Annotated in this window: 22 protein-coding genes and 1 other RNA gene; 15 read left to right on the top strand and 8 right to left on the bottom strand. The window is 65.7% G+C overall.

What is annotated here, in order from left to right:
* Window positions 1-62: 62 nt before the first annotated feature.
* The 6 genes from GGR90_RS00115 (at window position 63) to GGR90_RS00090 (ending at window position 6,136) form a co-directional block, all read left to right on the top strand.
* On the top strand, window positions 63-392 hold the full coding sequence (locus GGR90_RS00115) for a hypothetical protein (protein ID WP_167918297.1): 330 nt from the start codon (window positions 63-65) through the stop codon (window positions 390-392).
* Window positions 392-1,903 (top strand): FAD-binding protein, encoded by a 1,512-nt coding sequence (locus GGR90_RS00110; protein WP_167918295.1) that lies wholly within the window; start codon window positions 392-394, stop codon window positions 1,901-1,903. The genes GGR90_RS00115 and GGR90_RS00110 overlap by 1 nt, the downstream gene beginning before the upstream one ends.
* 98 nt (window positions 1,904-2,001) lie before the next feature.
* Window positions 2,002-3,783, top strand: coding sequence for an aspartate--tRNA ligase (gene aspS / locus GGR90_RS00105; RefSeq protein WP_167918293.1), 1,782 nt, complete (start codon window positions 2,002-2,004; stop codon window positions 3,781-3,783).
* A gap of 3 nt (window positions 3,784-3,786) precedes the next feature.
* Window positions 3,787-4,659 (top strand): alpha/beta fold hydrolase, encoded by an 873-nt coding sequence (locus GGR90_RS00100; protein ID WP_167918291.1) that lies wholly within the window; start codon window positions 3,787-3,789, stop codon window positions 4,657-4,659.
* A 99-nt stretch (window positions 4,660-4,758) separates the two neighbouring features.
* Entirely contained in the window at window positions 4,759-5,544 is a 786-nt protein-coding gene (locus GGR90_RS00095) for a polyphosphate kinase 2 family protein (RefSeq protein WP_167918289.1), read from the top strand.
* A 55-nt stretch (window positions 5,545-5,599) separates the two neighbouring features.
* Window positions 5,600-6,136, top strand: coding sequence for a J domain-containing protein (locus GGR90_RS00090; RefSeq protein WP_167918287.1), 537 nt, complete (start codon window positions 5,600-5,602; stop codon window positions 6,134-6,136).
* Between the two features lie 196 nt (window positions 6,137-6,332).
* Here the strand turns inward: GGR90_RS00090 and mtgA are convergent, their stop codons facing one another.
* From mtgA to GGR90_RS00060, 6 genes are all read right to left on the bottom strand, one after another.
* Entirely contained in the window at window positions 6,333-7,046 is a 714-nt protein-coding gene (gene mtgA, locus GGR90_RS00085; RefSeq protein ID WP_167918285.1) for a monofunctional biosynthetic peptidoglycan transglycosylase, read from the bottom strand.
* Between the two features lie 60 nt (window positions 7,047-7,106).
* Complete coding sequence (locus GGR90_RS00080; RefSeq protein ID WP_167918283.1) at window positions 7,107-7,724, bottom strand: hypothetical protein; 618 nt, start codon at window positions 7,722-7,724, stop codon at window positions 7,107-7,109.
* Between the two features lie 55 nt (window positions 7,725-7,779).
* Entirely contained in the window at window positions 7,780-8,883 is a 1,104-nt protein-coding gene (locus GGR90_RS00075; protein WP_167918281.1) for a M23 family metallopeptidase, read from the bottom strand.
* Window positions 8,884-8,966: 83 nt separating this feature from the next.
* A complete protein-coding gene (locus tag GGR90_RS00070; RefSeq protein WP_167918278.1) occupies window positions 8,967-9,728 on the bottom strand; it encodes a LytTR family DNA-binding domain-containing protein in 762 nt (253 codons plus the stop codon).
* Between the two features lie 94 nt (window positions 9,729-9,822).
* On the bottom strand, window positions 9,823-10,725 hold the full coding sequence (rpoH, locus tag GGR90_RS00065; protein ID WP_167918276.1) for an RNA polymerase sigma factor RpoH: 903 nt from the start codon (window positions 10,723-10,725) through the stop codon (window positions 9,823-9,825).
* A gap of 77 nt (window positions 10,726-10,802) precedes the next feature.
* Window positions 10,803-11,759: an RluA family pseudouridine synthase gene (locus GGR90_RS00060; RefSeq protein ID WP_167918274.1), complete on the bottom strand. Its 957-nt coding sequence runs from the start codon at window positions 11,757-11,759 to the stop codon at window positions 10,803-10,805.
* A gap of 145 nt (window positions 11,760-11,904) precedes the next feature.
* On the opposite strand from GGR90_RS00060, the gene GGR90_RS00055 reads away from it, so the two are divergent.
* The gene (locus tag GGR90_RS00055) at window positions 11,905-12,546 is read left to right on the top strand and encodes a histidine phosphotransferase family protein (protein ID WP_167918272.1); all 642 of its coding nucleotides are present in this window, start codon (window positions 11,905-11,907) and stop codon (window positions 12,544-12,546) included.
* Window positions 12,547-12,574: 28 nt separating this feature from the next.
* Here the strand turns inward: GGR90_RS00055 and GGR90_RS19575 are convergent, their stop codons facing one another.
* Together GGR90_RS19575 and GGR90_RS00045 are read right to left on the bottom strand one after the other, a co-directional pair.
* Complete coding sequence (locus GGR90_RS19575) at window positions 12,575-13,201, bottom strand: OmpA family protein (protein WP_209023514.1); 627 nt, start codon at window positions 13,199-13,201, stop codon at window positions 12,575-12,577.
* Window positions 13,198-13,755, bottom strand: coding sequence for a hypothetical protein (locus GGR90_RS00045; protein ID WP_167918271.1), 558 nt, complete (start codon window positions 13,753-13,755; stop codon window positions 13,198-13,200). Before GGR90_RS00045 ends, GGR90_RS19575 begins: the two co-directional genes overlap by 4 nt.
* A 178-nt stretch (window positions 13,756-13,933) precedes the next feature.
* On the opposite strand from GGR90_RS00045, the gene GGR90_RS00040 reads away from it, so the two are divergent.
* The 8 genes from GGR90_RS00040 to GGR90_RS00005 all read left to right on the top strand — a co-directional run bounded on the left by GGR90_RS00040 (window position 13,934) and on the right by GGR90_RS00005 (window position 21,042).
* A complete protein-coding gene (locus GGR90_RS00040; RefSeq protein WP_245198312.1) occupies window positions 13,934-16,345 on the top strand; it encodes a chemotaxis protein CheA in 2,412 nt (803 codons plus the stop codon).
* A complete protein-coding gene (locus tag GGR90_RS00035; RefSeq protein ID WP_167918269.1) occupies window positions 16,342-16,803 on the top strand; it encodes a chemotaxis protein CheW in 462 nt (153 codons plus the stop codon). Before GGR90_RS00040 ends, GGR90_RS00035 begins: the two co-directional genes overlap by 4 nt.
* Before the next feature lie 319 nt (window positions 16,804-17,122).
* Entirely contained in the window at window positions 17,123-17,497 is a 375-nt protein-coding gene (locus GGR90_RS00030; RefSeq protein WP_167918267.1) for a response regulator, read from the top strand.
* Between the two features lie 10 nt (window positions 17,498-17,507).
* Window positions 17,508-18,620 (top strand): chemotaxis-specific protein-glutamate methyltransferase CheB, encoded by a 1,113-nt coding sequence (gene cheB, locus GGR90_RS00025; protein WP_167918265.1) that lies wholly within the window; start codon window positions 17,508-17,510, stop codon window positions 18,618-18,620.
* Window positions 18,617-19,474: a CheR family methyltransferase gene (locus GGR90_RS00020; RefSeq protein WP_167918263.1), complete on the top strand. Its 858-nt coding sequence runs from the start codon at window positions 18,617-18,619 to the stop codon at window positions 19,472-19,474. The genes cheB and GGR90_RS00020 overlap by 4 nt, the downstream gene beginning before the upstream one ends.
* Window positions 19,475-19,698: 224 nt before the next feature.
* Window positions 19,699-20,388, top strand: a complete 690-nt coding sequence (locus GGR90_RS00015) for an N-acetylmuramoyl-L-alanine amidase (RefSeq protein WP_167918261.1) — start codon at window positions 19,699-19,701, stop codon at window positions 20,386-20,388.
* A 38-nt stretch (window positions 20,389-20,426) separates the two neighbouring features.
* Window positions 20,427-20,813: RNase P RNA component class A (rnpB, locus tag GGR90_RS00010), an RNA gene on the top strand.
* Window positions 20,814-20,886: 73 nt separating this feature from the next.
* Window positions 20,887-21,042 (top strand): hypothetical protein, encoded by a 156-nt coding sequence (locus GGR90_RS00005; RefSeq protein WP_167918259.1) that lies wholly within the window; start codon window positions 20,887-20,889, stop codon window positions 21,040-21,042.
* The last annotated feature ends 177 nt before the right edge of the window (window positions 21,043-21,219 follow it).

Here is a 21,219-nt window from a genome sequence, read left to right as displayed (position 1 = left end):
GTAGCTCTTCGGGTCGCGGAGCCGGAACACCGGCCGGAGAAAAAGACGAAGGGATTTGGGGCATGATGTGGCTCGGTTGGGTGCTCGCCGCGCTCGGTTTTGCGTTGCTTTTCGGCCAATATCTCGCGGGGCAGGCGGATATTTTCGTCTCGATCGCCAATCCGCGGCCGCTCGACGAAGAATCGATCGTCGTGACGCTGAAGGGCTGGGGCTTCGCCGCCGAGGCCGCGCAGCCGTTCGTGACGCCCGATTCCGACCATGGCCTGTGCGACGTGCGCGTATTCGCGACGCGGCGCCAGATGCTCGTCGCGATCGTGAGCGCCGGATTCCTGCGCCCGGTGACTGTGGCGTGGCGCGCGCATGCCGGCATCCTGCCGTTGGGAGAGGCGTGATGCCGATCGTCAAGCTCCGCGAGGAAGGCCGCTGGACCAATTATCACGGCACCGGGACGTGCGAGGCGGCGACGCGCTTTGCCTTGCGCAGCGGCGACGCGGAACGCGGGCGCGACGAGATCGCGATTGCCGCGAAATCCGTGCAGGACTGGCTTGTGCAGGCACAAACGGCCCAGCGCCGCGTCCGTCCGCTCGGCGCGGGCTGGTCGCCGTCGAACGTCAACATCGCTTCGCAAAGCTGGCTGCTTCACACGCGCCGCTTCAACCGCTGTTTCCGGCTCGGCGCCGAAGATGTCCGTCCCGGCGTCGATGCGAGCGCGTTGATGCTCGTCGAAGCCGGGGCGCTCGTCGATGAGGTCTCCGACAAGTTCGAGGCGCAGGGCCGCTCGCTGTGGACCAGCGGCGCGGGCAACGGTCAGACCTTTGCGGGCGCCGCCGCGACGGGAACCCACGGTTCGATGATCGCGCGCGGCGGCGTTCAGGATCATATCCGCGCGGTGCAGATCGTCACGCCCGGCGGCATCCACTGGATCGAGCCGGGCGCGGGCGTGATGAGCGACGCCTTCATCGCCGCGACGGGCTCGGCGCCGCTGCGCGACGATGATGTTTTCGCCGCGGCGCAGCTTCCCGTCGGCTCGCTTGGCATCGTCACCGCGCTTGTCGTCGACAGCGTGCCCAAATTCCTCGTTCGCCCGATCCAGAATCTGCGCAAGGTCGACCGCGCCGCGCTCGACTGGCTTGCCTCGGGCGATTTCCGGCGCTTCTCCGCTACCTATGCGCTCGACCGCGACCCCGATTTCGTCCAGATGATCGTCAATCCCTACAAGCCGTTCAAGCGGCCCGCGATGCTGCGCTTCCTTTATTGCGAGCCGTGGCGCGACGATTATCCGCGCGCGACGCCCGGCCAGCTCGGCGCGGGCTATGATGCGCTCAGCCTGCTCGGCCGGCTGCTCGACGATTATCCGTGGGCGCGGGGCGCGCTGCTGCAATTCGCCATGAAGCTCGGCTACGCCGCCGGCCCCGACATCGAAGATCCGCCCGTCTACGGCAGCTGGGGCGAAGGGCTCGACACGCACCGCCCCATGGCGGACCTGTTCAACGCCTCGGTCACCATCGACCGCGCCGACCTTGCGCGCGCCTTCGAACGCATCTGCGCCGTCTATGCGCGCCACGGCGGTTCGACCGTCGTTACCGTGCGCTTCATGGAGCGGGCGCAGGGCCTTCTCGCTCCCGCGCGTTTTCCGCACAATGCGGTGATCGATTTCGACGGCCCGCGCAGCCAGCGTACCGCCGATGCCTATGCGCGCGTCGTCGAATGCCTCGATGCAGAGGGGATTGTCTTTACCCGCCACTGGGCGAAAAGCTGCCGTCTCGATGCCGCGCGCGTCGCGTCCGACTATAGCGAGGATTTCCGCCGCTGGTGTGCTGCGCGCGACCGGTTGATGCCCGATCCCGTCCACCGCGCGCTGTTCGGCAGCGAGGTACTCGATGGGCTGGGATTGACCTGCTGAAACCGCCTCGACTCTTGACAAATGGCGCGCCGACCTGCCTTAGGCGCGGCCACAAATCACGTTAAAGTTGATTTCCTCATTCATCGAAAGACGACGAAATGCACGCCTATCGCACCCATAATTGTGGCCAGCTTCGCGCCGAGGATGTCGGCCAGAATGTCCGCGTTTCGGGCTGGGTCCATCGCAAGCGCGACCATGGCGGACTGCTCTTCGTTGATCTGCGCGATCATTATGGCCTGACCCAGATCGTGGCCGACAGCAGCGACGCGGCGTTCGCCACGCTCGACGGCCTGCGCGCCGAAAGCGTCGTGACGATCACCGGCGACGTCGTCGCGCGTTCGGCGGAGACAACCAACGTCAACCTGCCGACCGGCGCGATCGAAGTCCGCGCGCGTGACGTATCCGTTCAGTCGGCGGCGATCGAGCTGCCGATGCCGGTCGCGGGCGAGCAGGAATATCCCGAGGATATCCGTCTTAAATACCGCTTCCTCGACCTCCGCCGTGACCGCCTGCACGCGAACATTCTGCTGCGCTCGAACGTGATCGCCAGCCTGCGTCGCCGCATGGTCGATCAGGGCTTCACCGAATATCAGACGCCGATCCTCACCGCCTCGTCGCCCGAAGGCGCACGCGACTATCTGGTACCGAGCCGCGTCCACCCCGGCAAATTCTATGCGCTGCCGCAGGCGCCGCAGATGTTCAAGCAGTTGCTGATGGTCGCGGGTTTCGACCGCTATTTCCAGATCGCGCCCTGTTTCCGCGACGAAGACGCGCGCGCCGACCGTTCGCCCGGCGAATTCTACCAGCTCGACTTCGAGATGAGCTTCGTCACGCAAGATGACGTCTTCAACGCGATCGAACCCGTGCTCGCGGGCGTGTTCGAGGAGTTTGCGAACGGCAAGTCGGTGACCCCGGCCGGCTCGTTCCCGCGCATCCCCTACCGCGAATCGATGCTGAAATACGGCAACGACAAGCCCGACCTTCGCAACCCGCTGATCATCACCGACGTCTCGTCGCACTTCACCGGCTCGGGCTTCGGCCGCTTCGCCGACATCGTCGCCGCGGGCGACGTGGTGCGCGCGATCCCCGCGCCCGCGACCGCCGAGAAGAGCCGCAAATTCTTCGACGACATGAACAGCTGGGCGCAGGGCGAGGGCTTTGCCGGCCTCGGCTATGCGACGCGCAAGGGCGGCGAATGGGGCGGTCCGATCGCCAAGAACCATGGGCCGGAGAAGATGGACGCGCTCGCCGCCGAACTCGGCATCGGTCCCGACGACGGGCTGTTTTTCGCGGCGGGCAAAGAAGCGGTCGCCGCGAAGCTCGCGGGGCTGGCGCGCACCCGCGTCGCCGAGCAGCTCGATCTGATCGATCCGAACAAGTTCGAGATGTGCTGGATCGTCGACTTCCCGATGTTCGAGGCCGACGAGGACACCGGCAAGATCGACTTCAGCCACAACCCCTTCTCGATGCCGCAGGGCGAGCTCGAAGCCTTGGAAACCAAGGATCCGCTCGACATCCTCGCCTGGCAGTACGACATCGTTTGCAACGGCGTCGAACTGTCGTCGGGCGCGATCCGGAACCACCGCCCGGACATCATGTACAAGGCGTTCGAAATTGCTGGCTATTCCCAAGCCGAAGTCGACTCGAACTTCAGCGGCATGATCAACGCGTTCAAGTTCGGCGCGCCGCCGCATGGCGGTTCGGCGCCGGGTGTCGACCGCATCGTGATGCTGCTCGCCGACGAGCCGAACATCCGCGAGGTCGTCGTCTTTCCGATGAATCAGAAGGCCGAGGATTTGATGATGGGCGCCCCGGCGCCGGTCAGCGACAAGCAGCTCAAGGAACTCGGCATCCGTATCGTCGACGGTCCGAAGAGCTAAGGCGTGAGCGAACCCCGGGAGCACCGGCTGGAAACGCCGGACGGCGACATCTGCTGGTTCGAATGGGGTGAGCGGGGTGAGCGACCCTCGCTACTCCTGCTCCACGCGACCGGCTTTCACGCGCGGCTCTGGGATCAGGTCGTCGCGGCGCTTCCCGCGGGAACGCACGTCATCGCACCCGACCACCGCGGCCATGGGCGAAGCTTCCGCCCTGCGACGCTCGCTAACTGGACGGCGACCGCCGATGTGTTGCTGCCGCTGCTCGACGGGCTCGGCGGGCATCCGATCGTCGGTTGCGGCCACAGCATGGGCGCCTATATCCTGACGCGTCTCGCGTCGCAGCGGCCCGCGGCCTTTCGCCACCTCGTGCTGATCGACCCGGTGATCATGGACCCGGCCTTTTACGAGGGCGAGGCTGCGAAAGTGATTCCCGACCCTGCCGACCATCCCGTTGCGCGGCGGCGCAACGTCTGGACCGACGTCGAGGAGATGCGCGCGCGCTTCGCCGACCGGCCGCCCTATGCGAACTGGGATCCGCGCGTGCTCGCCGACTATTGCACGCATGGCCTGCTTCCCCCCGCCGACGGGGCGGGACTGGAGCTTGCCTGCCCCCCGGCGCTCGAAGCATCGGTCTATCAGAATGCGCTGCGCACCAGCCCGCACGAGTGGTTGCACTATCTTGCAACTCCCTCGACCGTCATCCGCGCGCCGACCGGCGAGCGTGGCAGCGCGCTCGACTTTTCGCTGAGCCCGACGTGGATCGGGCTGGGTCCTGCGATCGGCGCCGAGCGCGACGAACTTTGGGCGGAACATAGTCATTTCATCCCGATGGAAGCGCCCGCGCGCGTTGCCGCGCTGCTTGCCGGGCTGCTTTGAAATCGCCCATGGGTAAGAAAGCTTGCGCGCGCTGTGCCAGATAATGACATCGGCGCATCGGCCTTGGTAGGACCCCCCGGCTTGCGCTAGGGTGGACCGATGACGATCTCGCTTTCCGACTATGAAACCGGCGCCAAATATGACGGCGACTATTCCGACGATCTCGCGGTGCTGGAGGACCGGCTCGAACGGCTGCAGGCGGCGCATATCATCCACGGCCAGCGCAGCGTCATCATGTTCGAAGGCTGGGACGCGGCGGGGAAGGGCGGGATCATCCGGCGGCTGACCGCGTCGCTCGACCCGCGCTTTTTCGAGGTGTGGCCGATCAGCGCGCCGACCGAGGAGGAAAAGGCGCGCCATTTCCTCTGGCGTTTCTGGAAACGCCTGCCCGGCAACCGCGAAATCTCGGTCTTCGATCGCAGCTGGTACGGCCGCGTCCTCGTCGAGCGCGTCGAGGGCTATGCGAGCGAGGCCGAATGGCGCAAGGGCTATGACGAGATCAACGAGTTCGAGGCGCAGCTGACCGGCAGCCGCACGAACCTCGTCAAGCTGTTCGTCCATATCACGCAGGACGAGCAGGACGAGCGTTTCGCCGCGCGGCTCGACGATCCCTGGAAACGCTGGAAGACAGGGCCCGAGGATTACCGCAACCGCTCGAAGCGCAAGGAGTATCTCGCGGCGATGGAGGAGATGTTCGCGCAGACGAACACGCGCTGGGCGCCGTGGAAGGTGGTCGATGGCAACCACAAGAAGACCGCACGCATCGCGGCGCTGACCCATATCGTCGAAACGCTCGAGGCCGCGGTGCCGATGACCCCGCCCGATCTCGATCCCGCCGTGGTCAAACTCGCGGGCAAAGCGTTCGGCTACAAGCCCAAGGACTAGGTTTTTCGGCTCGCTCGGCTAGCAATTTCGGCCTCCAGCCGCTAGATGGGACGGAATGAGCCGCGCCAAGAGATCCGATGACTGGGGTTTTCCCCGCTGGCGCCCCTATGGCTCGTCGCGCGAGACGCAGAAGATGCGCCTCTGCGACCGGCACGGCTGCACCAATCCCGGAAATTGCCCGGCGCCCAAGTCGCCGAACAGCCCCGAACGCTGGTATTTCTGTGAAACCCACGCGGCCGAATATAATCGCGGCTGGGACTATTTCGAGGGCCTCAGCGCCGAGGACGCCGCCGAACGCGCCGCCGAGGAAGCCCGCGGCGCGAACAGTTACGCCCGCGCGCAACATTATGCCTGGGGCGGGTCGGGCGATGGCAGCCGCAGCGCCGATGAAATGCGCGCGCTCGAAGTGCTCGACCTCGAACCCGACGCCGATTTCGAGGCGACGAAAAAGGCGTGGCGCAATCTGGCGAAGGAGTGCCACCCTGACGTCAAGCCCGGCGACGCCGAGGCCGCAAAGCGCTTCGCCGCAGGGCAGGCGGCATTCGAGGTGCTGAAGCAGGCCGAGGAGCGGAAGAGCTGGAAGCCGGCTTAGCGGCGATCCGGTCGGGGGCTGGGCCGGTTCCGGCCGGAACACGACATTTTATATCTCGTCACCCTGAACTTGTTTCAGGGTCCATGGCCCAGCCGTTTCCTTTGGCGCCGCGCGGGATTGGAGGCCAGGCCATGGATGCTGAAACAAGTTCAGCATGACGAAAAATATACGACCGCTCCCCACCCCAAAGCTGCCGCTATTCATAAACACACGCATCCAGCCCGTCGCGCCTCACCACGCCGATGCGCGCGGTGATCGTGCGGCCGTAACGGCGCGTGAAGCCCGACGGGCTGATCGCTTCGCGCTTCTTCGGCAACGGCAGAATCGCGGCGATGCGCGCCGCTTCGCGCGGGGTCAGCTGGGCCGCACCATGCTTGAAATAACGCTGCGCTCCCGCCTCGACGCCATAGGTGCCGATGCCGGTTTCGGCGACGTTGAGATACACTTCCATGATCCGTCTTTTGCCCCAGATCGTCTCGATCAGGAAAGTGAACCACACTTCGGGCACCTTGCGGACATAACGCGTCCAGCCGCTGCCCTGCCACAGAAAGACATTCTTCGCGGTCTGCTGGCTGACCGTCGATCCGCCGCGCAGCTTCTTGCCCTTGGCGTTGCGCTCGATCGCCTCTTCGATCGCCTCGCGGTCGAAACCGTCGTGGCTACAGAATTTGCCGTCCTCGGCCGCGATCACCGCGCGCACCATGTTGCGATCGATCCCGGACAGGCCGGTCCAGTCCTTGGTAATCCCCTTGCTGTCGGCCAGCATCGTAAAGGTCACCGGCGGCGGGACGACGACGTAAACCAGCACCCACAGCACCGAGATCGTGATGAACCATAGCAGCCATTTGAACGGCCGCAGATACCAGGCGAGCTTGCGGCGTTCGAGGCGTTTCGTTGCGGCTCTACTCATGCAGGTTTCATAGCCGCTTGCCGCCGGTCGGCAAGCGGCTGATTGTCATGTAAAGCCGTCTCACGGCGCTTTGGGCGGCTCGTCGTCCTTCTTGTCGGTGGCGGTGTCGATCGCTTCGCTGGCTTTGGCCGCGGCGCCCTTCGCAGCATCGGCGGCGTCGGCGGCAAGCGACCGCATCCTGGCTTCGGCCTCGGCCTCTTTGCCGCTCATCACCAGCCACGCCATCACCGCGGCGGCGATCAGCGCCAGCAGTACGAGCCAATAGCCGAAATGCCAATTGACCTGAATCATCGCGAGCGCCGCCTGATCCATGCCGCCGTTCGATCCGTCCTTGGCCGCCTCGGCCATGATTGCATCCTTACTGTAGCGCCAGGTGCCGACGAGGATCAGCACGAGCGCCGCGACCGAGGTGCCGAGCACCAGCTTCGCCGCCTCGCGGCCCTTGGTGAACAGCAGAAACAACCCGCCCGCGATCGCGACCAGTGCCAGGATCAGCCAGAGGTTCATCGATGCCCCGTCGCTGGCGCTGGCGGCCTGACCCATCGCGGAGATACGCCCAAAGGCGAGGCCGAAACCGCTCGCTTCGGCGATTTTCTGGTTGGAACAGCTGATGGTCATCCACGGCAACAGGAACGCCAGCAGCGCGATACCCTTGGGAATACGGATCCATTTCCACATAAGATTTCCCCCCTTCGGTCAACCCGCCCGAAGGCTAGTCGATTGCGGTGCCGAGTCAAATCGGCGCCGCGGCAAAAAGGACGACCGCGTGGGCGGGGGGCAAGCCGTCGATCGGCCGGGGGACCGCGGATTGCCAGCCTTCATTCCCCTTGAAATCGGCATGGCTTGCATAGCGTCCGACGATGCGTCCGGCGCCAAAGCGATAGGGCAGGCCTTCACCATCGAGCGGCGCCGCGCGGTCGGCGACGTGGAAATGCAGGTGCGGTTGGGTGACATGCCCCGACGATCCGACGCGCCCGATCACCTGCCCGCGGCGCACCCGCGTGCCGACGCGAATGTCGATGCCGGGCGCCAGATGCTGGTAAAAGGCGAAGCGGCCATCGGGCAGGCGCAGCACGATCATCGCCCCCGTTTCGTCCTCGACGCTGGCGGGGGCGCCGGGGGCGGGGGCGTTTTTGACCGTAACCACCTCGCCATCGGCAACCGCGAGGACGTCGGCGCCCGATCCATCGGCGGCGACGTCGCGCCCCGCGGTGCCGGGGACAAAGCCACGTGCCGGCATCCAGTCGATCGCGTGGCGACCCGGCAGGCGAACGCGGCCGCTGACCGCATAGGGAAAGCGGCGATGGCCGTTATCGATGTCGGGCAGCGCCACCGCCGTCCACGGACCGCCGCGCAGCGGTGCGCCGAGCGCGGCGACGAAGGGCCGGGTGGCGGTAAATTCCCCGCCCGCGATCACCGCGCTCGCGGGTCTTTGGCCCGATCGCGCCGGGGTCAACGTGATGCGGTGAACGAGCGGCTTGGGATCACCCCCTGTCCACGAGATGGATAGATAAAAGATCGCCCGGCCACCCGGCGCGATTTCGGTGGCGCCGCCCGCCTGCGCGCCGATCCGGCGCATCGGGCCGGCGGGGTCGATCCGCGCCACCTGCGCGCCGCTCACCGCGTCGCAGAGGTCGATGGCCGTGACCGACAGAGGCTCGCGGGCAAAATTGGTCGCATGCAGTTCGTAAACCAGCCGGTCCTCGCCATCGATCCGCGCGATCGTCGGCGTATAGGGAAGCTCAAGGTGGAGCGACTGATAGGGACGTACTCCGGCGGCAGGCGCGGGAACGGTGGCGGTGACGGGGGCGAGAAGGGCAAGAATCGCGAAAAACATCGGCGCACCTCAAAAAAGCGGAAAAGGGGCCGCGCTTTTCCGCCAAAGGGTGCCTGCGATCGAGCGCCGATCTGTGGGCGGGACTATGGCGCCGGTTCGGCGGGCCGCGGTGACGGCGCGAGCAGCGCGGCCAAATTCGTGCGATAGCGACGGCTCAGCCGTAACTCCTGACCGCCGATCAGCCGGACATGGGCGTCGCCGCGCCCGATCGGTTCGATTTCGCGAACGCGGTCGATGCGGATCAGCGCGCCGCGATGGATGCGCGCGAAATCTTCGGCGGGCAGCCGCTGCGCCAACGCGGTCAGCGATTGCTCGATCAGATGGGTGCGCCCCGCGCTGTGGATTTCGGCATAATCGCCCGCAGCGCCGATCCAGTCGATCATATCAAAGGGAAGGCGGTGGATCGTCCCGCGACTGCGAACGATCACCGCATCGTCGTCGGCAGGCCGCATGACCTCTGCGCGCTTCGTCTGGCGCCGCGGCCAGCGTATCCAGGCGATCGTCAGCGCGGCGACAGCGAGGTAGAAAAGGCTGTTGGTGTCGAGATTGCGGACGAACATGATCGACGTCATGTCCCATCGCGTCGCGACATTCTCGCTCCGATAGAACGGCCAATAGATGATGGCGAACAGCAGCACATGGGCGCTGACCACGACCGGCCATAGCAGGATATAGGCGGCGACGCGGCGCCAGCCCGATCGGATGCGCCGCTCGATCGCGATCACCGCGCCGATAATCGGCCAACTCAGTATCGCCCAGATCGAATAGATCGCCGCAGTGTAGCCGAACGTCGGCCACCATTCTTGCGGAACCCCGCGATACGTGGCGACAAAATAGCCCTGCATCGCCTGCGCCAGCGCGACGAGCGCCCAGCCAGCTACGATGGCCGCGCTCCATGCGCGGGGATTATGCGACAGAAACAGCCGCGCTGCCCGTGATTCAGGCGTTGATCAGCCGCCGTTCGCCGGCCAGCTTCAGCATCGCCTTTTGCAGCTTTTCGAACGCGCGCACTTCGATCTGGCGCACACGCTCGCGGCTGACGTCGTAAACCTGGCTCAGATCCTCGAGCGTTTTCGGATCGTCGGTCAGGCGGCGCTCGGTCAGGATGTGGCGCTCGCGGTCGTTGAGCGTTTCGAGCGCCTCGTTGAGCAGCGAATGCCGCACGTCGCGTTCCTGCGCCTCGGCAACGCGCTCGTCCTGCAACGGGCCTTCGTCGCCGAGCAAATCCTGCCACTGGCTGTCGCCGTCCTCGCCCATCGGGACGTTGAGCGACGTGTCGCCGCCCATCGCCATGCGGCGGTTCATGCTGGTAACCTCTTCCTCGGTGACGCCGAGGTCGGTCGCGATCTTGGTGAGATGTTCGGGCGTCAGGTCGCCGTCCTCGAAGGCTTCGAGGTTGTTCTTCATCCGGCGGAGGTTGAAGAACAGCTTCTTCTGCGCCGCGGTGGTGCCCATCTTGACGAGGCTCCACGACCGCAGGATGAATTCCTGGATCGAGGCGCGGATCCACCACATCGCATAGGTTGCGAGGCGGAAGCCGCGTTCGGGGTCGAACTTCTTCACGCCCTGCATCAATCCGATATTGCCTTCGCTGATCAGCTCGCTGACCGGCAGGCCATAGCCGCGATAACCCATCGCGATCTTCGCGACGAGGCGGAGGTGGGAGGTGACGAGCTGCGCCGCCGCCTCGCTGTCTTCATGCTCCTGAAAACGTTTCGCGAGCATATATTCCTGCTCGGGCGTCAGAAGCGGAAACTTGCGGATTTCGGCCAGATAGCGGTTCAGGCTCGCCTCACCGCCGAGCGCGGGCACCACTGCCGGAACGTTGCTTTTGTTAGCCATAGCGTCTTCCCTAAAATTCCAGAGGAGAGATATGCCGCGGTTGACATCCACGGTCAAAATAGATTTTCATTCGAAACCTAAACGCGCAGTTCATCGATCAGTTCCCGCATATCCTGGGGGAGTTCGCTGTCGAGCGCGATCCTGTTACCGGTCACCGGATGAATAAAGCCCAAATGGGCCGCGTGCAATGCCTGCCGCGCGAAATTCCGCGCTTTCAGCACGTCCGACAGCGGTTTTCTGGCGCGGCCATAGACCGGATCGCCGGCGAGCGGATGACCGATATGCGCCATATGGACGCGGACCTGGTGGGTGCGTCCGGTTTCGAGCCGGCATTCGACCAAAGCCGCATTTTTCAGCGGCTCGATCGTCCGGTAATGGGTGACCGCACGCTTGCCGCGTCCTTCGGCGACGACCGCCATTTTCTTGCGATTGGTACTCGACCGGCCGAGCGCGGCGTCGACGGTGCCGTTCGCGGGCAGCGGGCGTCCGGTCGCGATCGCGAGATAGCGGCGGTCGATACTGTGCGCGGCGAACTGCTTCGCGAGCCCTTCATGCGCCTTGTCGTGCTTGGCGGCGACGATCAGCCCGCTGGTGTCCTTGTCGATGCGGTGGACGATCCCGGGGCGCGCGACGCCGCCGATCCCAGAAAGCTGACCCGCGCAATGGTGGAGTAGGGCATTGACCATTGTGCCGTCGAGATTGCCAGCGGCGGGGTGAACGACCATCCCGGCAGGCTTGTCGACGACGATCAGATGCTCGTCCTCGAACGCGATGACGAGGTCCATGTCCTGCGCGACATTATGCGCGGGCGCAGCGGCGGGCAGGCGAACCTCGATCGTCGCGGGCGCCGCGGCCTTCGCCGACGGATCCCACAAGACCGCACCACTCGCATCGGCGACGCGTCCGCCCTTGATCAGCGTCTTCAACCGTTCGCGCGAAAGGGATGGAAGCGCCTCGGCCAGCGCCCGGTCGAGCCGCAGCCCGGCCGCGCTGTCCTGAAGCGTCACGGTCAGTATCTCGTCGTCCCCCAACATTGACGGGGATATGGTTCTGTAGCGCGCAATTTCAAGAAGCGGGCTCTGGGAAAAGGGGATCGCGCTTGCTCTTCGACCCATGCCTGCCCTAGGAGCGACCCACGCCGGAAATATCTGGCCACTGCGCTGGGGAGCCTGTTTGTAAATGTCCGACGATCGCGTCGATTTCGCCTCGATGCTGGCCTCGCGCCTGTGTCACGACCTCTTGAGCCCGGTCGGCGCCTTCGCCAACGGCCTCGAACTGCTCGCCGACGAAAAAGACCCGGAAATGCGGGCGCGCTGCATCGACCTGCTCGAACAGAGCGCGCGGACCTCGGCGAACAAGCTCAAATTCTTTCGCCTCGCCTTCGGATCGGCGGGCGGTTTCGGCGAGCTTGTGCCCGCCGACGAAGCCAAATCGGCGATCCAGGGCATTATCGGCGACCGCGCGATCACCCTCAACTGGATGATCGGGGCCGAACCGCTGCCGAAGCCGGCGGTGAAGATCATCCTCAACCTCGCGCTGCTGCTCGTCGATGCGCTGGTGCGCGGCGGCCGGCTCGATATCGGCTGCGAGAAGCAGGCGGAAGGCGTCGAAATCGCGCTGCACGTCGAGGCGGAGCGGATTTTCCTCGATGCCGATGTCGAACGCATCCTCGCCGAAGGCGAAGGCGCAAGCCCGATGACCTCGCGCACCGCGCCCGCCGTGCTCGTGCAAGCCGTGGCGCGGCAAAGCGACGGCACGGTGATGCTGGCGCGCGAGACGCCGACCTCGCTGCTCGTCGGTGCGGTGCTGAGAGGGCGCTGACCGGCGTTTCCCGCGACGGCGATAGCTGTCAGCCGGCGGAAGCCGACGATTGGCCGTCCGTCGTCGGGACAACCAGTTCCACCCGCCGGTTCTTTGCGCGCCCCGCGGGATCGTCGTCGCCCGCGGCATTTTCGTTGGGCGCGATCGGCGCGGCTTCGCCCCGGCCCGACACCAGCAATTCGCGCTGACGAACGCCGACTTGCTCGCGGAGCCAGTCCGCGACGCTGTTCGCGCGCGCTTCGGAAAGCGTCTGGTTATAGGCGTCGTCGCCCTTGCTGTCGGTATGCCCGATCACCCGGATCGCGCCGGGAGGGCCGCTGCGGATCATCTCGGCCGCCTTGCGCAGTTCCACCTCGGCCGCCTGCGTGAGCACCGCCTTGTCATATTCGAACAAGGCGTCGGCGGGCAGGTCGATGATCGTGCCCATGTCGGTGACCCGCGTATTGAGTCCGCTGACTGCGCCCGTGAGCGAACTGACCTTTGCGCTCATACCGGCGGCGGCGGGCGGCGAGGCGGTGTCGCCCGCGGAGCGTGACGGCGCGATCGGGCTCTCGTCCCGGTTGGCGGCATCCTGGTTGGCGGCGTCGGTCGGCGCGTCCGCCGAACAGCCGCCGATCGCAGCGGCCGCGGCGACGGACAGGAGCGACCACCTCATCGCTGGACGGGAATGCCGTCGAAGGGCGCGACCCCGGGAAGGTTGATCGAAACGGTCGCGCTGGTGGCCGGCGGTGCGGGGAATTTGGCCCACATCACCCCGGGTTTGGATGTGCAATCGACCATCATATTGTCGTTGTCCGGACTGCTGCTGCGGACGAGGTTCGACACCATCGCATTGCCTTCATTGTCTTTCAGCACGCCGATGCGCTGCGACGTGGCATCGTCGATCACGCTGATCTGGGCGACCCGGATCGATTCCCGATTATATCGCTCGGGGCTCGAACAGCGCATGGCGACGGTCAGGATGTCGCCGGTGACCTTGACCGAAAGCAGGTCGACCTGCGATCCGTCCGGTCCAGGCTGGGACTGGATCACTGTCGCGGCGGGCATCGGGGTGACCGGCGGCGCATCGGGTTCGGCTTTGGCCTCCTCGCGCGTCACGCCGCCGGTGGGGGCGTCTGCGGTGCTGTCTTGCGTCGGCTTTTCCTTCGCCGTGCATGCAGCCAGCGCCAAAGCCGCCGCGCCCGCCAGCGTAAACATCTTCGATTGCATGAAATTCCTCCCGATCAGCTCCTGCCGAATACGCGCGGCCGCGGGCAGGGTTCCGCACGCGGCCAGCCCGCCGCGCCAAGCGGCCGCGAAAGAAGGGTTTGCCCCGCTTTCCCGCCGCCGGACTGGCGCAAGTAAAGCCAAACTTAACCATTGTCGGCCATGGTGGAGCCTCTGTTTTTTGGGGCGCACCGATACGGCGATGGACGATCTGCTGAACGACTTTTTGGCCGAAACGGCGGAAATCCTCGCCGAAGCGGGCGGGGCGATCGTGGCGTGGGAGGCCGATCCCGCCGACCGCGCGCAGCTCGACGCCATTTTCCGCTTCGTGCACACGATCAAGGGCAGCTCGGGATTCCTCGCCTTGCCGCGGGTGACGGCGCTGTCGCACGCCGCCGAAGACGCGCTCGATCAGGTGCGCCGCGGCAACCGCGTCGCCAACGCCGCGCTCGTCACCGGGGTGCTCGGCATCGTCGACCGGCTGAACGAGTTGTGCGCCGCGCTGGGCCGCGATGGCACCGAGCCGGCGGGTGACGACCGCGACGTGATCGGCGCGCTTGCCGAACGCGCGGGCGAGGAGAATGCGTCGCTCGAAATCGCGGGGGTTCCGCTGCGCCGGGAGGATGATCTCGGCGCCGATCTGCAGGGCTGGCGTTCGATCCGCGTGCCGCTGCCGCTGCTCGACAGCGTGATGACGGGTGTCACCGACATCGTGCTCGCGCGCAACGAATTCGCCCGGATGCTCCGCGAATCGGGTGCGGACCTGTCGCTGATCGCCTCGTTCGACCGCCTGTCCGATTCGATCGCCGGCATGCGCCAGTCGGTCAGCCAGATGCGGATGCAGCGGATCGACAAGCTGTTCGCGCCGCTGCCGCGCGTCGTCCGCGACCTCGCGCAGGACATGGGCAAAAAGATCGCCTTTCAGACGAGCGGCGGCGAGGTCGAACTCGACCGCGAAATGATGGAGAATATCCGCGATCCGCTGATCCATATCGTCCGCAACGCGATCGATCACGGCGTCGAGCCGCTCGAGGATCGCGTCGCGGCGGGCAAGGAGATTACCGCGACGATTTCGGTGTCGGCGCGCCAGTCGGGCAATCAGATCGAAATCGAAATCCGCGATGACGGCCGCGGGCTCTCTCCCGATGCGCTCGTCGCGAAAGCCGTTGCGGCGCGCCTTGTGACCGCGGCCGAAGCGCGGGCGCTGGGGCCGAAGGAAAAGCTCGAGCTGATCTTCCGGCCCGGATTTTCCACCGCTGCAAAGGTTACCGCCATCTCGGGCCGCGGCGTCGGCATGGATATCGTCAAGGCGAATGTCGAAAAGATCGGCGGGGTCGTCGAACTGCGCAATGATGAGGGTCGGGGGCTGGCGATCCTGCTGCGCGTGCCGATGACGCTGACGATCATATCGGGCCTGATGGTGCGCGCGGCGGGACAATATTTCGCGGTGCCGCGTGGCGCCGTGCGCGAAATCCTGCTCGAGGGCGCCGATACGGTGCGGATCGACCGGGTCGGCGGCGGCGAGTTGGCCACGGTGCGCGGCAAGCAATATCCGCTGCTTCGCCTCGAAGCGGTGCTCGGTCGCGAGCGCCATCAGGACGACGACGTCGACGACCGCGCGCTCGTCATCGTCCGGCCGGGGCAGGGGCAAAGCTATGCGCTGAGCGTCTCCGCGATCCACGATCAGGAGGAATTGGTGATCAAGCCCGCCGCGCCGATGATCATGGCGACGGGGCTTTATGCGGGCACGACGCTTCCCGATAACGGCCGCCCGGTGCTGCTGCTCGACGTTCAGGGCCTGCTCGCCGCCGCGGCGATCGACGCGAACGAAGCGGGCCGCAGCCAGGGCCAAGCCGCCGAGGCCGAAGCCGAGACGGTGGCGGCGCGCAATGCCGCGCAGTTGCTCCTCTTCCGCGACACGAACGCCCGCATTCGCGGCGTCCGCCTGTCGGTGATCGAGCGGGTCGAGGAGGTGCCGGTATCGAGCCTGTTCGAAAGCGCGGGACGGATACAGGTCCGGGTCGGTGAGGATATCTTCCCCGTTCACGCCGCGGCGCTGCCGGGGGGCGAGGGAACGCTGAAGCTCCTTCGCCTCTACGACGGCCAGGCGGTGCTCTGCTATCCGATCGCCGAGGTGATCGACATCGTGCGCCTGCCCGACGCGGTGCAGCCTTCGGCCGCGCCCGGGCTGATCGCGGGTGTCGTGCTCGTCGGCGGCGAGCCGGTCGAGCTCCTCGATCCCTTCTGGTTGATGGAGCAATATGCCGCGGTCGCTGCGCCGGCACAGCGCCAGCCGATCTGCCGCCTCGCCGACGATCGCGACGGCTGGGGCGACAATTTCCTGGCGCCGATCCTGCGCGGTGCCGGCTACCGGGTGATCGCGGACGGTGATCCGTCCGACGAGGCGCCCGACGTCTTGCTCTGCCTTACGGGTGACGGCGAGGCTTGCTCGCATATCGGCGGCGGGGTGCCGGTGATCCGGCTGCGCGCAGCGATCGCAGCGACGGGGCCGGAGGACGAAAGCGTCTATCGTTACGATCGCCAGGCGCTGCTCGACGCGATGCGCCGCAGCGTCGGGGGAGAAGCCGCATGATGGAAAACCTCTATCTCGTCGCGCGCATCGCCGATACGCGGGTCGCGCTGCGCAGCCGCGCGATCCATTCGGTGGTCACCGTCGGAACGCCGGTCGAGGTGCCAGGCGCGCCGCCGCATGTCGCGGGGCTCTTCGCGCTGCGCAGCCGCGTCTTCACCCTCATCGACCCGCATGTCGTCATCGGCCTTTCCGATGTGCCCGTCGCGCCCGGCCAGCGGGTGATCGTCGTCGAGGTCGCCGAGCATGGCTATGCGCTGATCGCCGACGAGATCGAGGATGTCTGCTTCATCGAGGCGCCCGAGACGCGCATCGCCGGAAAGCTGCTTCCCGGCTGGGCGCGCGTCGCCGATGCGATGATCGAATATCGGGGCGCCTCGCTGCTCGTCGTCGACCCGTCCAACTTTATCATGCTGCCAGCCTCAGGGTCGGGACCGATTAAATGCGCGGTCGAGGTTTGAAGCGATTTTGCTCAGGGCGAGGAAGCAAGGCGTAGGAATATGTCGATATTTCAAGACTTGCTGACGACGCCATGGGCAAAATCGATCAAATCCCGAAGGGACGCCGAAATGGCTTCGATCTCGGGCCCGCGTGACCTTGCGGGTAGCGATGCTACCTGCGGCGGCCACCCGCACCCGATATCTTCGCCATTTCGACGCCTCGATCGCGCATTTAATCGGTCCCGACCCTTAAAGGCGGCATGAATCTGGCCGTCTATTAACGGGCTGCACACGCCTTGGCGGTAAGTATCCCAAATTCCCGGGGGTCGGAGTTAATTGCATGTCGAAATCTTGTCTGGTCGTCGATGACAGCAAAGTCATTCGTAAGGTCGCGCGCCATATCCTTGAAAGCATGGCCTTTGCCGTCGATGAAGCGGCCGACGGGCAGGAGGCGCTAACCTTCTGCCGCGCCAATCGTCCCGACGTCATCCTGCTCGACTGGAACATGCCGGTGATGAGCGGCATGGAGTTTCTCGGCGCGTTCAACGATCTCGATTATGGGCATCAGGAACGGCCGCGCGTCGTTTTCTGCACCACCGAAAACAGCATCGACCATATCCGCGCCGCGATCGAGGCGGGCGCCGACGAATATGTGATGAAGCCGTTCGACCGCGAGACGCTCGAAGGAAAATTGCAGCTCGTCGGCATCGCCTGAGGTTCTTTCCGTGGCCCAGCCGCAGCCTCTGATACCGGACAGCGAGCCAACCGCGCGCACGCTGCGCGTGATGCTCGTCGACGACAGCCTCGTCGTTCGCAGCATCCTCGAACGGATCGTCGACCAGCGCGCGGGGCTCAAGATCTGCGCCTCGGTCGCCTCGGCGCAGGATGCGCTCGACTATCTCTCGCGCGAGCCCGTCGATGTCGTCGTGCTCGACGTCGAGATGCCGGGCATGAACGGCCTCGACGCGTTGCCGCATATATTGGAACGCGCCGAAAAGGCCCGCGTCCTCATCCTCTCGTCCAACTGCGTCGAGGGCGGCCCCGCGGCGATCGAAGCCCTCGCGCTCGGTGCCAGCGACACGCTCGCCAAGCCGGGACGCGGCAGCTTTTCGGGGCGCTTTGCCGAGGTGCTGACCGAGCGGATCATGTCGCTCGGCCATCAGCAGGATCATCCGGTGCCGCTGCCGGTCGCCGAACGCCGCGTACCGGCGCCCGCCGCGCTCGCGATCGACACCGACCAGCCGATCGAGTGTATCGCGGTCGCGGCCTCGACCGGCGGCATTCCCGCCTTCACCAACTTCCTCGCCCACCTCGATCCCAGGATCAGCGCGCCGATCCTGCTGACCCAGCATCTGCCCGGCGCGTTCATGGAATTTTACGCCAAGCAGATCGGGACGATGACCACGCGCCGCGTGCGCGTCGCCGAAGCGGGGATGGCGATCGAACCGAACGCCATCTATCTCGCCCCCGGCGACGCGCATCTGATCGTCGTCGAGGGCCGACGGCGCCGCGAAATCGCGCTCGACCGCCGCGCGGTCGACAATGGCTGCTGCCCGTCGGCCGACCCGATGCTCGATTCGGTCGCCGACGTCTATGGCAAGGGCGGCATTGCGGTGGTCCTCAGCGGCATGGGCCGCGACGGCGCGATCGGCGCGGCGCGGCTGAAGCAGGCGGGCGGCACGATCTTCGCGCAGGCGCCCGAAAGCTGTGTGATCTGGGGGATGCCGGGCGCGGTGGCGAAGTCGGGCATCGCCGCGGCGACGCTCAACCCCGATGCGATCGCGCTGATGCTCGGCAGTTTCCTGCAAGGTCGCGGGCCGGGGCGACGCAAGCCATGATGGGGAGCAGCGCCAGCGAATCGGCGTATCGCGTCCTGATGGGCGTGCTCGAATCGCGCACCGGCCAGACGCTTTCGCCCAGCCGCATATGGCGGATCGAAATGTCGCTCAAACCCGTGATGCAGCGTCACGGCATCGCCGATCTCGACGCGCTGGTCGCCGCGCTCGTCACGTCGAACAGCCGGCAATTGCTCGACGACACGGTCGATGCGATGCTCAATAACGAAACCTATTTCTATCGCGAATACAGCGTTTTCGACGAGATAGCTGCGACCGCGCTCGAACGAATTCGCGAGATCAACAAGCTGCGCCGGCGGCTGACGATCTGGCATTGCGGCGTGTCGACGGGGCAGGAAGCCTATTCGATGGCGATGCTGATCGCCGAACAGGGCGCGAAATGGGCAGGGTGGCAGGTCGACATCGTCGGCACCGACGTCAGCCATCATGCGATCGGCCGCGCGCGCGTCGGCCTCTACACCCAGTTCGAGATCCAGCGCGGGCTGCCCGTGCAGCGCATGGTGCGCTGGTTCGACCAGACCGAGGGCGGCTGGCTTGCCAAGGCGGACATCAGGCGCCGGATCGATTTTTCGGTGCAGAATATGCTTATCGACCGGCCGCCGCTGGCAAGCCCCGCCGACCTCATCTTCTGCCGCAACCTGCTTCTCTATTTTTCGGCGCCGATGCGGCAGAAGGCGTTCGCGCGGCTGCGCGCGATGGCTGCGCCGCAAAGCTTCCTCGTGCTCGGCGCGGGCGAAACGGTGCTTGGGCAGACCGACCAGTTCGTTGCCAGCCCGCGCCTGCGCGGCCTTTACGAACCCGCCGATCAGCAGGTGCGCAGCGCAGCCGCGGCCTAGGACGGATCGACATTCAGTTCTGGCGGCCTGCAAATGGCGGCCTTCCGCGCTTCCGGTGCTCACGTGCAGAAAGCACGCTGCGCTCCGGGTCACGGAAAACCACCATTTTCGACTCGCCATCTCCTGAATGTCGATCCGTCCTAGAGAACAGGCTCCGCCTTGCTTTTTGCGCCCCGCTGGCGCAATCGACGGACTGGCAAGAACAGGACGGGCCCGCAAAGCGCATGAGCGATTTTATCGAACGCTGGTCTCCCAATTTCGACGAGCGTTCGCTGCCCGTTTCGATGATCATTCTCCACTATACCGGTATGAAGACCGGTGCCGAAGCCATTGATCGGCTTGCCGATCCCGAGGCGAAGGTGTCGGCACACTATGTCGTCAGCGAGGACGGCCAGATCACCCATATGGTGCCCGAGGACAAGCGCGCCTGGCACGCGGGCAAATCGCATTGGCGCGGGGTCAGCGACATCAATTCCGCGAGCGTCGGGATCGAGATCGTCAATCCGGGGCATGAATGGGGCTATGTCCCCTTTCCCGACCCGCAGGTCGCCTCGGTCGTCCGCCTCGTCCACATGATCAAGGACGCCCACGCGATCACCCGCGGCAACGTCGTCGGCCATTCGGATATCGCCCCGACACGCAAGCAGGATCCGGGCGAGCTTTTTCCGTGGGAAGAACTCGCGCGCCGCCGCCTCGCGTTGCCGCGCCCGACCCGGAAGCTCACCGACCCCTTGTGGACCGACGCGGGCTTCCTGCTCGCGCTCGAACGTTTCGGCTATGACGTGACCGACGGCTTCGCCGCGACGGTGGCCTTTCAGCGGCGTTTCCGCCCCGAACTGATCGACGGCACGATCGACGGCGAATGCCGCGCGATCCTGCTCGCGCTGCTGCTGCCGCAGCCCGAGGGCAATTGACTCGTCAAACCCGGCCGGAAGGCTTATAATCATCCTTGCCAGAGGGTCGGGCGATCGCCGCCGCGCAAGCGGGGGAGGAAAGTCCGGGCTCCACGGAAACTACGGTGCCGGATAACGTCCGGCGGGCCGGTCCTCGGACCGGTTCAGGGAAAGTGCCACAGAGAGCAGACCGCCAAAGGCTTCGGCCCGGCGAAAGGTGAAAGGGTGCGGTAAGAGCGCACCGCGCGGACGGTAACGGACGCGGCATGGCAAACCCCACCGGGAGCAAGGTCGAATAGGGATGGCACGGAGAAATCCAGGGTCGGTTCCGGCCCCGCCGTCCGGGTTGACTGCTCGAGCGTTCGGGTAACCGTTCGCCTAGAGGAATGATCGCCTATCCCCGGCAACGGGGTGGACAGAACCCGGCTTACAGACCCTCTGGCAACTCTCTCCAGCCCCGCGTGCGGGAACGCCCGTGCACGGGCCGCGTTCTGAAGGAACCAGAAAGGGAGCGAACCCATGAAAGTCGTCGATGACCATGTCGAAGTGACCGAGACCGAGGCAAGCAGCGGGGTAAAAGGACATAATGTCCGCTATGTACTGGCTATTTCGCTGATCGCTGTGATCATCGTGCTGTCGGCCGTATGGATCATTCCGGCGCTGTTGCAGCCCTGATCCGTGGGCCGTCGTTATCGGTTACGGTATCAGAATCTGTTGGCGTCGCCCAAGCCATGCCCTCCACGCGGAAGGCATGGCCGCTTTGGGGTGGGGAGCGGACGTTGTCCTCGTCGTTGGCTGGCGACTATGATGCCCCTGAATCGCGTGCGAGCGAACGCTTAGTCTTCAATTCGA

It is taken from the genome of Sphingopyxis italica, from assembly GCF_011926545.1.
Classification (GTDB): Bacteria; Pseudomonadota; Alphaproteobacteria; order Sphingomonadales; family Sphingomonadaceae; genus Sphingopyxis; species Sphingopyxis italica.
The sequence above is the reverse complement of the archived record's forward strand: the minus strand, read 5'-3'. Positions and strand labels throughout refer to the sequence as shown.

Coding starts and splice junctions, on each gene's coding strand:
- GGR90_RS19575 (WP_209023514.1), bottom strand. CDS start 13,201: ATGAGGTGGTCGCTCCTGTCCGTCGCCGCGGCCGCTGCGATCGGCGGC.
- GGR90_RS00035 (WP_167918269.1), top strand. CDS start 16,342: ATGATGGAAAACCTCTATCTCGTCGCGCGCATCGCCGATACGCGGGTC.
- GGR90_RS00110 (WP_167918295.1), top strand. CDS start 392: ATGCCGATCGTCAAGCTCCGCGAGGAAGGCCGCTGGACCAATTATCAC.
- GGR90_RS00030 (WP_167918267.1), top strand. CDS start 17,123: ATGTCGAAATCTTGTCTGGTCGTCGATGACAGCAAAGTCATTCGTAAG.
- GGR90_RS00005 (WP_167918259.1), top strand. CDS start 20,887: ATGAAAGTCGTCGATGACCATGTCGAAGTGACCGAGACCGAGGCAAGC.
- rpoH (WP_167918276.1), bottom strand. CDS start 10,725: ATGGCTAACAAAAGCAACGTTCCGGCAGTGGTGCCCGCGCTCGGCGGT.
- GGR90_RS00015 (WP_167918261.1), top strand. CDS start 19,699: ATGAGCGATTTTATCGAACGCTGGTCTCCCAATTTCGACGAGCGTTCG.
- GGR90_RS00090 (WP_167918287.1), top strand. CDS start 5,600: ATGAGCCGCGCCAAGAGATCCGATGACTGGGGTTTTCCCCGCTGGCGC.
- GGR90_RS00070 (WP_167918278.1), bottom strand. CDS start 9,728: ATGCAGGGCTATTTTGTCGCCACGTATCGCGGGGTTCCGCAAGAATGG.
- GGR90_RS00060 (WP_167918274.1), bottom strand. CDS start 11,759: ATGTTGGGGGACGACGAGATACTGACCGTGACGCTTCAGGACAGCGCG.
- GGR90_RS00080 (WP_167918283.1), bottom strand. CDS start 7,724: ATGTGGAAATGGATCCGTATTCCCAAGGGTATCGCGCTGCTGGCGTTC.
- GGR90_RS00055 (WP_167918272.1), top strand. CDS start 11,905: ATGTCCGACGATCGCGTCGATTTCGCCTCGATGCTGGCCTCGCGCCTG.
- GGR90_RS00075 (WP_167918281.1), bottom strand. CDS start 8,883: ATGTTTTTCGCGATTCTTGCCCTTCTCGCCCCCGTCACCGCCACCGTT.
- GGR90_RS00095 (WP_167918289.1), top strand. CDS start 4,759: ATGACGATCTCGCTTTCCGACTATGAAACCGGCGCCAAATATGACGGC.
- aspS (WP_167918293.1), top strand. CDS start 2,002: ATGCACGCCTATCGCACCCATAATTGTGGCCAGCTTCGCGCCGAGGAT.
- mtgA (WP_167918285.1), bottom strand. CDS start 7,046: ATGAGTAGAGCCGCAACGAAACGCCTCGAACGCCGCAAGCTCGCCTGG.
- GGR90_RS00020 (WP_167918263.1), top strand. CDS start 18,617: ATGATGGGGAGCAGCGCCAGCGAATCGGCGTATCGCGTCCTGATGGGC.
- GGR90_RS00115 (WP_167918297.1), top strand. CDS start 63: ATGATGTGGCTCGGTTGGGTGCTCGCCGCGCTCGGTTTTGCGTTGCTT.
- GGR90_RS00045 (WP_167918271.1), bottom strand. CDS start 13,755: ATGCAATCGAAGATGTTTACGCTGGCGGGCGCGGCGGCTTTGGCGCTG.